Here is a 12,460-nt window from a genome sequence, read left to right on the forward strand (position 1 = left end):
GTTACATAACCACTTAGTTACTATCTTTTTAGTATGCTAAGTTAATTTAAACAGCCTAATGAAGTTAAACTTTTTTATAATAACTACAATAACTACACTGCTTGTATCCTCTTTTGCCTGTGCATCGCCTACTAAACAAAAACTAGTTGTAGGTTTTGGTGAAACACTACCGCCTTACGTCATGTCACATAGCAACAGCGGGCTAACCCTCGATATTATTAAAGCCGCGTTAACCCCTTTAGGGTATGAAATAGAGCCACGCTATTACCCTTATACTCGCCGCGCTAAGGGGTATATAGATGGAAAGCTCGACATACTAGCCGACATAAACTTAAGCACAGAAAACGGCAATCTCCTAAGCGGTTATATATCAAATGAAGCCTATGAATACGAAAACGTTGCGATAACCCTAAGGAGCAAGCATTTTAACTTTACTAAAATTTCAGATTTAACACATTACAGCTTAATCTCGTGGCCCAGTGCCGGCATACATTTAGGTGAAGAATATGCAAAAATGGCAAAAGCCAATACACAATATTACGAAGTACACGACCAATCTCTTCAAGTTAAAATGCTTTTTTCAAATAAGGCTAATGTCATTCAAATGGATAAACAAAGTTTTGATTACTATCGCTCAACCCTTAAAGGTATTGATAGCACACAACCTGTAGATCACTTTGCGCTGTTTGGTAAAAGCCCTAGTGGCTATTTATTTAAATCAAAAAAATTACGTGATGACTTTAATATTCAGCTGCAAAAGTTAAAAAATTCAGGCGAGTACTCTAAAATATTAAAAAAATACAAACACGCCAAATAAAAAAGGTCGCTTTAACTAAGCGACCTTTTTACGTTTACAGCGCAAAATACCAATTAAAACTTATAAGAGGCAGAAAATTTAACGTTACGTGGTGTACCAGGTTGTACCCATGCATCGGCAAACGAGTTTGTGTAATACGTTTCATCAAACAGGTTATTTACCTCAGCCGTAACACCAATAGCGTCTGTTACATCGTAATTTACAAATACACGCGCGGTTGTATAACTGGGTAGTTTAAAGTCGGTACCAAAATAGCCATTGCGTTCGTCTACAAATAATAGCCCGCCACCAAATTTAATTGCATTGCCATATAACTCGCCCGATTTAACAAGCTGCAAGCTAAGTTGATGCTCAGGTACATTTAAAAGTGACTCGCCGCCCTCTACTGTGTAGCCAAAGTTAGCATCAAAAAATGAGTTTTCTATTTGGGCATCTACATACGCATACGACGCCCAAATTTCTAAACTATCGCTAAGCTCACCCGTTAGGTCTATTTCTATTCCCTTACTTTGCGCTTCACCAATGGCTGCGTAGGTAAACGCTGTTGGGTCATCTACTACTAGCATGTTGTCTTGATCTACTTTAAATACAGCAACGGTACCAAATAACGCACCATCGTTAAGGGTAAATTTTACACCTAGCTCAGCAGAGGTAGATTGGTTTGGCTCAAAACCATCGCCATTGGTATCAGTGCCCGAAAGCGGGCGAAAGTTTTCGCCATAGGCTGCATAAACAGATACATAATCACCGGCTTCATACACCACACCAAACTGCGGGCTCACGCGCGACTGCGTTTGTTTAGTATTAGTGCCTGCTAAACGGTTATTTAAGCGCTGCTCGTAATCATCAAAACGGGCACCAATACGAATATCTAACTTATCGGTTACGCTTATTTGGTCTTGAATAAATACCCCTACCGACTCTTGAATCTCTACGCGGTCGGTATTAGATGTAGGCGTTGGTAATTCATACGCGCCGTATACAGGGTTAAATACATTAATGTATTGATCGCCCCGTACACGTAAAATAAATTGATCGTTTTCAAATTTATCAGCGTCAACACCCATAATTAAACGGTGCTCAAAACCGCCCAGCTCAAGGCTGCCGCTTAGCTCTGCACGCAATACATGGTATTGAGCATCAAAATCGCGGTAGCGCCTAAAGCGGTTTACTTCGCCATTAACTACGCCGCCAAAACCGGTTTCGGTTGCAAAGCCTTCCATAGAGGTATCACGGTAGTTTGCACCAAATAAAATGCTCCAGTTATCGTCAAAGTCATGAATGTACTCTAACTGATGCCCTAGTACATCGGCTTCAATTGGGCCATCGCCCGGCTCACCTAAAAAGCGGCTTTGTGGTATAAGCCCAAGTTCGCCATCTATGGCTAATACGCCTCTATCAAACGGTACTTCTTGGTCGCTGTATTCAAGCTCATAAACAAGTTGGCTGCTGTCGTTAATATTCCACACTATTGACGGGCTAAAGCCGTGTTTAGTGGTTTCTATGGTGTCTCTAAAGCTCTGGGCGTCTTCATAAAAACCAACCAGTCTAATTGCAACGTCATCGTTAAGCGCCGTGGTGTAATCTACATCGGCGCGGTAAGTATCAAAACTTGCTACCGAGAGCTTAATTTCACCTTGCGTATCAAACGTTGGGCGTTTAGTAACTAAGTTTACTGTACCACCTGGCTCACCACGGCCAAATAAAGCCGCACGCGGGCCTTTTAAAACCTCAACCGACTCAATACCCGACAAATCACGCGAGCCACCAAAACCGCGCCCAGCATTAAAACCATTTACTAAGTAGTTACTCGGTAGGTTTTCATCGCCTACAAAGCCACGTAACGAAAAACTATTCCAAAGCCCACCAAAGTTATTTTGCCGTGCAACAGAGGCCGATAAATCAAGCGCTTGGTCAAGGCTTACTGCACCTGCATTTTCAAGGGCTTCTAAATCAATTTTAAGCTCTGATTGTGGAGTTTCTAGTGGGCTAAAGTTACCTTGGTAAGCTTGGCGCGTAGCAACCACAGAAAGCCTCTCAATATTTGTGTTAGCACTGTGTGTTTGCTGGTTTTGCTCAGCAGCCAAAGCGTGGCTACTAAATAAGCTTACTAGGCACGCACTTAAATAGGTGAGCTTAAGCCCTGTTGTGTTGGTTTTCATTGTGAACCTTGTTAGTAATATAAGTATTTTATAATTATGGTGTTGTTACTAGGTGCGCTAAACAACGGTGTTTAGCGCACCTAGTAAGGATTACTTTGCTATAGCCTCAAAGCGTGGCATGTTATTGAGAACTGATTTAGGCGGGTTACCCTTATAAAATAACCAAGGGTAATAAAACTCACGTAATTGCTGATGATAATCACGAATTTGCTGCTCGTATGCATACGCCGCTACTGAGTCGGTTTGGGCGGCTCGCGTTAAGCTGCGCTGCAATAACAGTGGTGGCGAAAACCACGACACAACGCCTGCTAAGTCATATTTTTTAGCGGCTGCGTCTCGGTATGATTTTGAAAGCGACGCTGCTTTTAAATCGCCCATTTGCTGAAATCCGTAATACCATTTCCACTCAAACTCACTGCTCATAGTAATGTATGGCGCAAGTGCTGGGTACTCTTTAATAAAAGGCTGCATAGTGGCAGATTTTGGTAAATCCCAGGCATCATTTACCGCTTCACGCTGAGTAAGCATAATGTCGCCACCCTTAGGCGAATGTACCGACTTGTTTATAGCAAGGTCGCCTAAAATAGGAATAATAAAAGCAAATAATACCCATAAACCAATTAGGCCAGAGGCAACGCGCGGCGCACTAGTCGCGTTTTTGCCCCACCACACACTCAGCGCAGTCCAAAATGCAAGGTATGCAATACAAAGTATCGATACATACGCAATTTCAAACGCGCTTGCCCCAGCTATAAATGCACCTATAAAAAATGGCAGCATTAAACACACTATTACTGCTAAAAACCTTACCGTTATACGTGCGCCCCACAAAGCAAAGTACGATTTAGCCGTAGTAACCAGTAAGTCGTGCCTGCCGCTAGTGCGCTCATTTGCAAATAAGTCATGAAACAGCAAAATAATAACCAGTGGTGCTAATGCGCTAATTACAAATACAAAATCAATTTTACCGGCTTGTGCCAGCTCGGCATTTTGCGCATCGCTTTCGTAAATTTGCCCTTCTATGGCCAATAAATTAATACGGTGTTTCCACGGGAATATATCGCGTTCCCCTAATGCTGCAAAAGCAAGGTTAGATGGCTGAGAATACGTTAAATGAAAACTGTAATAAGCCAACATGCCCGGATCGTCTTGCTTTTTCTGCACTTTAGCGCGATCGCTTTGATCTGCCTCTTTTAAACGCTCTATTGTTTGCTGCTGCGCGCTTACTTCGCTAAGCCCGCTATATATTGCAAAGCCCGATAAAACAAAGCTACATAACAGCAATACCACAAGGTACTTTTGACGCAGTAAAAAGCCCCATTCTCGTGTAAGTTGTGTAATTAAATAACTCATATCAAACGTTTTCCTACCAATTTAATACCGCCTACAAGTACTACAATCCACAGTATTAACTGTAAAAAAGCAGGTACAATTCTTTGCGCGCGAACATCTGCGCTATCTACATCAAAGGTAAAGTTTTGCAGTATTTGCCAGTTCTCTGATCCTACGCGTGCTTTTTTAGTGGCCTCGGTATTGGCGTTACGGTTCATATCAACTTGGTAATCAAGCTTTTCAATGTGTACTTTGTTAAGCCCTTGCACAAAATCAAAGCGCAGCTGTTCGGTTTCGCGTAAAAAGCGATGATGGGTTTCTATGCTTGTGCCAACTACAATCATCGACAGCGAGCGAATAGCCACCATAGGCGATACCCAACCAAAGTAACGCGATACCTGCGTTTGTTTAAGCTCACTTTGCATGCGCTGCTCGGCAAACTGGTTTAATACCTTAGTTTGTTTGGCCTCTGATTCACTGGCCACTAACCCTCTAAAGTTTACTGGCAGCTCATCAATGCTGTTTACGTTGTATTTTTTAAGCAGAGATTGTTTAAATTGCTTAAAGGCGGGGTCGTTGGTGTTATGGCCATCACCTAGTTTTCTAAGTTCAGCTTTTACTGCAAAGTCGGTTTCTATTTTACCGGCCGATGGCACAGCCGTAGAGGCACTGGTACTTGCTACGCGCGGCATAACAATGCACAGTAAAATCCACACAAACGCAAGCGCTGTAAAGCTACCACTATTTTTACTAAACACGCTCGATGCTAATAAAACAACTAACACCCACACGCTTAAATACAATGCATAGCCCACAATAAAACTAACAACTGCTAAAAGGCTCTCACCCGCGCTAAGCGTAAATAACGCCGACACCGCTAATGGCGCAATAATTAACCCAACAACACACAAAAGCGCCAGCCCTTTACCCGCAATAAGCGTGCTGCCCTTGGTGCCTTGCGCCAATAAATACGACAGCGTTTGCGATTCGCGCTCACGGCTAATAGAGCTGTAACCAATTAAAATAAGCAGTAACGGCGCTAATGTTTGCACAATAAAAGCAGGCGTTAAGCTGCCCAGTTTTGTTAAAGCTGTGCCTTTTCGCTGCTCGGCAAACATTGCACTATTTTGCCTATGCCCTTCTAAAAATATTGAGTTACCTGTGTAGGCATCAATCCCTGGGTCGAGTGTGCTAAGTGGTGTTGGTGTTCTAAAAGCGTAATGCCCGTAATGCACCATTCTGTGTGGATGGCGATCGGGTTGCTCAGCAAAGCTTTGCTCTGCATTGCTTTGTAATTCATTACGAGTGTGGCTAAGTTCGTGCATTGTTATGGCAGTAACCACCACAGATGAAAGCGTAAGTAATAAACCAATGGCTAAAACGGTCATCGCCAGTTTTGAGCGAAGCCAATAGCGCCACTCATCTTTGGCAACTATCACCATTTTTGAAAAATTATTTTTGCTCATTACGCGCCTCTTTGTGCAAAGGCGGCATGGACTTGCTCGGTATCAATTCGGCCGTTTTCTGGCGCGTCAAATTCGCCCACCAGCTCGCCCGCTCTTAATAAACCAATTCGGTTTGCAACTTGGCATGCGCCGTATACATCGTGCGTTACCATTAAAATAGTATCGCCGGTTAATGCAAGCTCACGTACTAACTGGTTAAACTCATCAATAGCAACAGGGTCAAGGCCCGATGTAGGCTCATCGAGTAAAAATATTGGGGCTTGGCGTAAAATAGCCAGTGCAATCGCGGTTTTTTGCCTCATGCCTTTAGAGTACGTTTGCATAGGACGCTCCCATGCAGCTTGCTGTAGCGCTACACGGTTAAACGCAGCATTAATTTGCTCATCGGTTTTTTTAATATCAGCAAGCGATAAAAAATACGCCACGTTTTCGCGGGCAGTTAAATGCGGATATAACGTGGCCGACTCAGGTAAGTACGCCGTTTTACCGCGTACAAAATCAAGTGCGTGTGTTACCTCTTTGCCCGCTACTTTTACAGAGCCTTGAGTGGGTTTATTAAACCCAAGCAAAGTTTTTAACGTGGTTGATTTACCCGCCCCGTTACCGCCAAGTAACGCGTAAATTTCGCCTGAGCCTACGCTAAAGTTTAAGTTTTTTAAAATAGCGTTGTTTTTAATGCTAAAACTTAACGAGTCCACTTCAATAATGGCTTCGCTTTTAACTGTTTGTGTAGCGGCTTGAGTTGTATTTAGGTCTTCATTACGTGTTTGTTCCACACGTGGAGATTCTTTCGGTGATGTTTGATTAACAGCTGTAGGTGTACTCACATTCAAACTCTATTAAGGGAAATTAGAATGCAGTGAATGTTATACTATATCAAACACGCATTGCAACACTATAACATATTAATAATTAACAAATGATGCAAAGGTTTTAATAGTGTTACCTACGTTGATATATCCATCGGGTTTTGCTTATTACAAAAATCCATAACCATTTAGGCTAAAATCATTCCTAAGGCAGCGTTTAAAATTAAGTACTTAAGTTATTTACGTCTTACCTTTAAAGTAAATTGAACAATGAACTTTTCAATTGCTAAAATGCCAACCTATTTTTCTATCAAGAGATACAATGGCAAATTTCAATACTCATCTTAATACTGCAGTCATCATCACAGGTTTAGGCTCGGCCACTTTATTAACTGCAGGGCATATTGATTTAAACGGCGCACTTTGGTTATGGTTTTTAGGCTCAATTGGCGGCTTATTACCCGACATAGATTCAGATAACTCAACCTCGCTCAATACTATTTTTAACTTATTCGCACTGAGCGCTGTATTACTGGTGCTGCATTACATAACCACCGAGCTAATAATCGAAATTAGTTTTATAGAGCTAATCGTAGTGCCGTTATTGGTGTACGGGTTTATGAAATACATTATTAGGCCCATTTTTGAATGGATCACCGTGCACAGAGGCAGCTGCCACTCATTATTATTTTTAGTGCTATGCGCGCTGTTAACAACGCAAGTAACCTGGCAACTAAACGAGCAAACAACCACACAAGCAGCCACCTTTGCCTGGTTAACAGGTGGGTTTATTTTAATCGGCGGGTTAATTCATTTATTACTCGATGAAATTTACAGTGTAGATTTAAGCAATGTCACCATTAAACGCTCCTTTGGCACCGCGTTAAAAATAGCCGACTTCGACAATAAATTAATTACCTTGGCATCAATAATTGCCATTGCAGGTTTAATCTATGTAGCCCCGCCTACAGAGCAAACTATTACCGCATTAAGTGATTGGTCTCATTTTAGGCTTTTATCTTAATAAATAACATTTATAAAAATACCCATAAACATTGTTTATGGGTATAAATGCTTATTTAAGTGATTGTTTTAATTTCCTTTTAAATAAACAGCCAGCTTAGTTAGTCGAAGTCACTCCAACATTTAATTTAAAAGTTGATTCACAAAGAGGATAAGAGGCGCATCTCTTTTAAAGTCTCAACAGCTTAACTCAATGCGGCTTTGCCAATTTAAGTTTCATTAAAAGCGCAAGTTTTAGCCTATTTGATATTAATTATTATTTTTATTGGTTTTAGTGAAATAATTACCCCGCTTTACCTGTCTTATAGCAGCAATACTTTCACCTGTTTGATGTATGCAAAGCGACTACAACTTTTAAAGCGTCAAATATAAAATTATAAGAGGTACATAATGGAATTTACACATAAACGCACCACCCTAATTACAGCATCGTTATTGTTGGCGTTGGCGATAACCCAGGCTATTTTTACTGCCCTTTACAGTGCTGAAATTAGCTTTTCAAGACAATATGCATGGGGGCTAGAAGCCGTGCTGTTTACTGTGCTTGTGGCCTTTGCAAGTACCACTATGGTGCAAGCTAAAAACGCTCAACTAGGTTGGTCGGCTATCACATTTAGCGCAATATTAAACATAGTACAGGTAAGCATTGGCCTTACGCTGTTTTCTACATTTGGTAAAGTTGCAGGCGCAGTAGAAGGCGCACAACCTTTAATTGGCGGCGTGGTGTCTTTATCATTTATGATTTACTACGCAGCTAAATTATTATTAGGATTAGCAGCTGTTGTTTTTGGCCTGTCTTACTTAGCTAAAGGTGGCAAAGCCATTGGCGGCCTTACAGCCCTAGCAGGCGCGGTTGCAATGCTTGCCAATGCAGTATTAATTATTGCTGGGCGTGATGGATTCCTACCATCAGGCGTTGCTGGTGCATCAGGTATGATTGCAACGTTACTTCTAGCAATCTGCTTATTTAGCCTTAACCGTAAGCAAGACTAAGGTTTAGTGCCTTTTTAGTAAGGCACTTACTTAAATAAGTTATAAACATCGGCGTGATTTAGAGTGCTAATTCGCCGATGTTTTATGTTTAAAGCATTCGCCTAGCGTATCTCAAGCTAATGCGCTCTTTCGCAAACAAAGATTAATTCACAAAGAGGTTATGAGGCGCTACGCTTTTAGAGGCTATAAATAGCTTATATCAAAAGCTTTTAACCGATTTATGCTTTGATGTATGAAGTCAAGATTTGACCACGTTGGCTTAAACTAACTTAGGCTTGATGTATGAAGTCAAGATTTGACCCCAATTACCTTTTGACAGAGTTAAGGCTCATATGTGTTATATGCGTACAATAGTAAAAGTTACAATACGTTTAATACCACAGGACGGTTACTTCTTTTTATTGCCTTAATTATATTTGACTTATTTACATGGTGTATTTGATGAAACTCTTGATTAAATTTCATTGAAATAATAAAAATATAACACTGCGTCAGTGATACAAATATATCCGAAACTTTTCTTGCACTCGCAATATCTTGAGTAGGAAAATAATTTAGGGCGGATATGTGTTGCATGTTTGATTTGCGAGCAGTATGAGTGTCCTCACATAAATCAGAATATTGTTTTTTTATCAAATTGAAGCTCGACTTGAGTGGTTCATTTGAAAATAAACTAATTTGAGAAGCTTCTTCAAATATTTTGGAAACACGCTTTTCAGAGGTTATGTTTGGTAGTTTTTCAACTGAAATACCTTTAACAAAGGTCTCAATTGAGCTGCGTAACATTAGCCTAGAAGCCTTATATCCACCATTAAAAGTAAGAAAAAAACTATTCCCTAAATCAGATAGAGACTCAAACAAATAGTTTTTACAATCATCATTACTGGAAAATCCATTATTTTTAATATCTTTACTATCAAGCTCAACTAATAAGGCTAACAATGAAAAATATTTTTTATGAATTTTTGAAACGATAGGCAATATCGCTTTGTCTTCAGCAAGGCTTTCAAGGTTATAATTTTTAATGAAGCAGACTAACTGTTCCAAGTCAGCTGATAATTCTCTAGACATATTATTACCTATTAAGATTTATTTAATTTTGAAATTGCTTCATTCCAAGAGAAGTCTATATCATTTCGAGCTTTTCTGAACTGAATTAACTTATCGTCACTCTCTGTTAATACTGATAGTGAATTCATTATCGATAAGAGTTTTTCTTTATCTACCTTTATGATTTCAGTAACAATAAAACCAACTAATTCATATCGTGAACGCCGATCAGTTCTAGACATTTTGATATTAAATAGGTTTTCTGCAAACTCGATAATATCCTTGTTTGTTCTAAATAACTCTTTATCCTGCAAGAGAAATGGCAAAACGCCTATGTAATGACTAAGTTTATTTACTTGTTTAGTTTCAGGTACTACTGATTTACTTTGCTCAACTTGGTTTCTTAGGAACTCTGATATGTTTTCGAGATCAATTTTTTTATTAGAGTTCAATAACCATGCTAGCTCTTCCACAAAATTAGCAGCTTGCAACACTTTGTTTTTATCTTTAATTTTCATCATCTATCCTTGTAAGCATCTCATCTACAATGCCTGACAGAGCTGTTTTAATCGTTGTATCACTCAAGTCTAAAATAAAGTTGTTCAATTGTTTACCTGCAACTTCTGTACGCTTAGGGAGTTCTCTATTGTAAATTAAATTACTCCACCTTGAATTTCCAGCTATAGAGCTTTTAGCTGAATTATATACTCTTGTTCCTTTCTCTGTAATAGTTAAAACTAGACCAATGCACTTGATAGATAAGTCTAGATCGTCTTTCTTTTCGCTTACAATATTATTCAGCAAATCTATCCCGGTTAAGGAAATAGGATCTGCTTTAACAGGAATTAAATAGTAATCAGATGCTATTAATGCACTTGTCATCCATAAAGATGGGGTGGGCGGAGTATCTATTATAACGTAATCAAATAACTCATTATTGCTTTGAAGGTATTTCTTAAGTCTATTTTCACGACCTTCACCGGGTGCGATCTCTAACCTATACAGTTCTAAATTCCCGGGCAAACACCAAAGATTCTCTTTCACTTTTACAGGTTCTATATCAGCCAGTATTTTTGCAGTAGTTTCGGAAGCTCCATTTACCACACTAATACTAATTTTGGTCTCTTTATCAAAGAGATCTGTGATAGTTTCTTTTTTATCTTTTAGGTGATTCATGTATTGGTCTGGAGTGAACAGACACTGAGTGGCATTAAACTGTGGATCAATATCTACGATCAATACTTTTTTGTTATACCTACGAGCTAAATTATCTGCAATATTCACTGATAATGTTGTTTTACCAACACCACCTTTCATGTTTATTAAACTAATAACTTTCAAAATAACTTCCTTTATTGATAATAATTTTCACTTCAAACTTCCATATCAGGTGCTTTACCAGTAGTTGGAGTAACTCAAAGCATATAACGCTTAGAAACTTGTTAGAAAACGACAGTACATAAATATCCACAACTAAGAAGACTTCTTCTCTGTTTCAGTTTTTTCGATAGCCTTATTCTTTGACTCTACTTTCTTTAACCCGTCAGGTGATGCTATATCAACTAATGTACCGTTCTCTTTGAAAAGCTTTTGTTGTTCATTTAACTTTTTTTGAGCTGCTGGGGTTACTTTGACACTTTCATTCGTAAGAACAAGCAAGTTAACTTGACAGTCAGGACTTCTATTTGAATCAGCAGCATGTTTATCAATAACATCTGCAGATATAGTTTTTCCATTTTTGACATCAATTCTTACTTTAAGCTTCCCATTTTTAGCGCTTTTATCTAGAAATTCTAGGTTATTGGTAGACTGTCCAGTTAGGGTCGAAACTAACTCTTTTACCTCTCCGGTTTGACCTGTCACACCTATGTCGTGTCCGCCATCAGGGCAATTTGTAACCGTGGGTCTTGTGACTTCTAGGCTATCTGAATTTGCAGCATGAGTAGCCAAAGTTGCTTGGCATAGATGCTCTGCACGTCTTGCTAAATCCCCAGGTGATTTTACGGTTGATTGCTTTGAGTCGCTATTGGCCTCAGCTTTCACTTCTGGCGCTGGGTTATTATCATTATTCTCACTCATAGGTTTCATCCCAGCTTAATTACAATACCAATATCATCACTGAATTTATTTCTTGCTTCAGTAAATATGCCAATGATTCCAGTTAATATTCGGAAACGCACTACAGCCAATTCAATTGGGCTTGATTGATTTTCATCTGAATGAATATCTGCAGCAAGCTTAGTTGATTTACCTTGGAGAGCAGAGGAATCAGCTTGCTCACTATTTAGCCGATTGTTTTCAAACCTCAAAAGTTCTAAAAACATATCTTCTAAAAGTTTACAAACCCCATCTGTATCTGAAACAGAAAAGCAATCAATATCAAACGATTCTGTTAAGGAATCATCAAAGTAAACTTGCCGCTCTATCATTGGAAATTCTGATTTAATTTTCTCTAGAAGAGAGCCTGAAATCTCCTCACATCGGACTGTTTTCAAATCTTCTTCAATTAATTTCCCATCTTTAGTTCGATACAGAACCAAATTTAAACTTGTAGACACATAAACCTCCAACTACTTATTTTTTGATAATCGTACCAGATAATATTAATTAATTCGTTTTCTAACAGCTTATTGAACCCCACTTTGGTGGTTTATAACACCCCAAAACGGCGCATATTACATTGTTCGATATTTACGCTAAATAACTCTATTAACAACAACTAGCTACAAGAGTTATTCAATGACCTTTGTTATTTAGCCTTTAAATGATGTTATGGGACAAACTGCGAATAACTGTGCTTATATACAG

General features: G+C 39.2%; 12 protein-coding genes. 3 read left to right on the forward strand and 9 right to left on the reverse strand.

All coding sequences use genetic code 11. The annotated features are described in order from the left end of the window. The first annotated feature begins 58 nt into the window (after positions 1–58). A complete protein-coding gene (locus MTF68_RS01970; protein WP_248461497.1) occupies positions 59–817 on the forward strand; it encodes a transporter substrate-binding domain-containing protein in 759 nt (252 codons plus the stop codon). 53 nt (positions 818–870) lie between these two features. On the opposite strand, the gene MTF68_RS01975 is transcribed toward MTF68_RS01970, so the two are convergent. From MTF68_RS01975 to MTF68_RS01990, 4 genes are all read right to left on the reverse strand, one after another. After that, on the reverse strand, positions 871–2,979 hold the full coding sequence (locus MTF68_RS01975; protein ID WP_248461498.1) for a TonB-dependent siderophore receptor: 2,109 nt from the start codon (positions 2,977–2,979) through the stop codon (positions 871–873). A gap of 90 nt (positions 2,980–3,069) precedes the next feature. Then, entirely contained in the window at positions 3,070–4,332 is a 1,263-nt protein-coding gene (locus tag MTF68_RS01980; protein WP_096041729.1) for a DUF3526 domain-containing protein, read from the reverse strand. Beyond that, a complete protein-coding gene (locus MTF68_RS01985) occupies positions 4,329–5,777 on the reverse strand; it encodes a DUF3526 domain-containing protein (protein WP_248461499.1) in 1,449 nt (482 codons plus the stop codon). Before MTF68_RS01985 ends, MTF68_RS01980 begins: the two co-directional genes overlap by 4 nt. Beyond that, positions 5,777–6,604, reverse strand: a complete 828-nt coding sequence (locus MTF68_RS01990) for an ATP-binding cassette domain-containing protein (RefSeq protein WP_248461500.1) — start codon at positions 6,602–6,604, stop codon at positions 5,777–5,779. Before MTF68_RS01990 ends, MTF68_RS01985 begins: the two co-directional genes overlap by 1 nt. A 304-nt stretch (positions 6,605–6,908) precedes the next feature. On the opposite strand from MTF68_RS01990, the gene MTF68_RS01995 reads away from it, so the two are divergent. Both MTF68_RS01995 and MTF68_RS02000 read left to right on the forward strand, forming a co-directional pair. Beyond that, positions 6,909–7,610, forward strand: a complete 702-nt coding sequence (locus MTF68_RS01995; protein ID WP_024033592.1) for a metal-dependent hydrolase — start codon at positions 6,909–6,911, stop codon at positions 7,608–7,610. A 389-nt stretch (positions 7,611–7,999) separates the two neighbouring features. Then, positions 8,000–8,602, forward strand: coding sequence for a thiamine biosynthesis protein ThiC (locus MTF68_RS02000; RefSeq protein ID WP_248461501.1), 603 nt, complete (start codon positions 8,000–8,002; stop codon positions 8,600–8,602). A gap of 360 nt (positions 8,603–8,962) precedes the next feature. On the opposite strand, the gene MTF68_RS02005 is transcribed toward MTF68_RS02000, so the two are convergent. From MTF68_RS02005 to MTF68_RS02025, 5 genes are all read right to left on the reverse strand, one after another. Beyond that, the gene (locus tag MTF68_RS02005) at positions 8,963–9,673 is read right to left on the reverse strand and encodes a hypothetical protein (protein ID WP_248461502.1); all 711 of its coding nucleotides are present in this window, start codon (positions 9,671–9,673) and stop codon (positions 8,963–8,965) included. Between the two features lie 11 nt (positions 9,674–9,684). Beyond that, positions 9,685–10,170: a hypothetical protein gene (locus tag MTF68_RS02010; protein WP_248461504.1), complete on the reverse strand. Its 486-nt coding sequence runs from the start codon at positions 10,168–10,170 to the stop codon at positions 9,685–9,687. After that, positions 10,160–10,993: an AAA family ATPase gene (locus MTF68_RS02015; protein ID WP_248461506.1), complete on the reverse strand. Its 834-nt coding sequence runs from the start codon at positions 10,991–10,993 to the stop codon at positions 10,160–10,162. The genes MTF68_RS02010 and MTF68_RS02015 overlap by 11 nt, the downstream gene beginning before the upstream one ends. 132 nt (positions 10,994–11,125) lie before the next feature. Further along, positions 11,126–11,731: a hypothetical protein gene (locus tag MTF68_RS02020; protein ID WP_248461508.1), complete on the reverse strand. Its 606-nt coding sequence runs from the start codon at positions 11,729–11,731 to the stop codon at positions 11,126–11,128. 5 nt (positions 11,732–11,736) lie between these two features. Further along, on the reverse strand, positions 11,737–12,210 hold the full coding sequence (locus MTF68_RS02025; RefSeq protein ID WP_248461509.1) for a hypothetical protein: 474 nt from the start codon (positions 12,208–12,210) through the stop codon (positions 11,737–11,739). Positions 12,211–12,460 lie beyond the last annotated feature (250 nt).

Origin of the sequence: Pseudoalteromonas sp. 2CM37A (assembly GCF_023161885.1) — a bacterium.
Lineage (GTDB): Bacteria > Pseudomonadota > Gammaproteobacteria > Enterobacterales > Alteromonadaceae > Pseudoalteromonas > Pseudoalteromonas atlantica.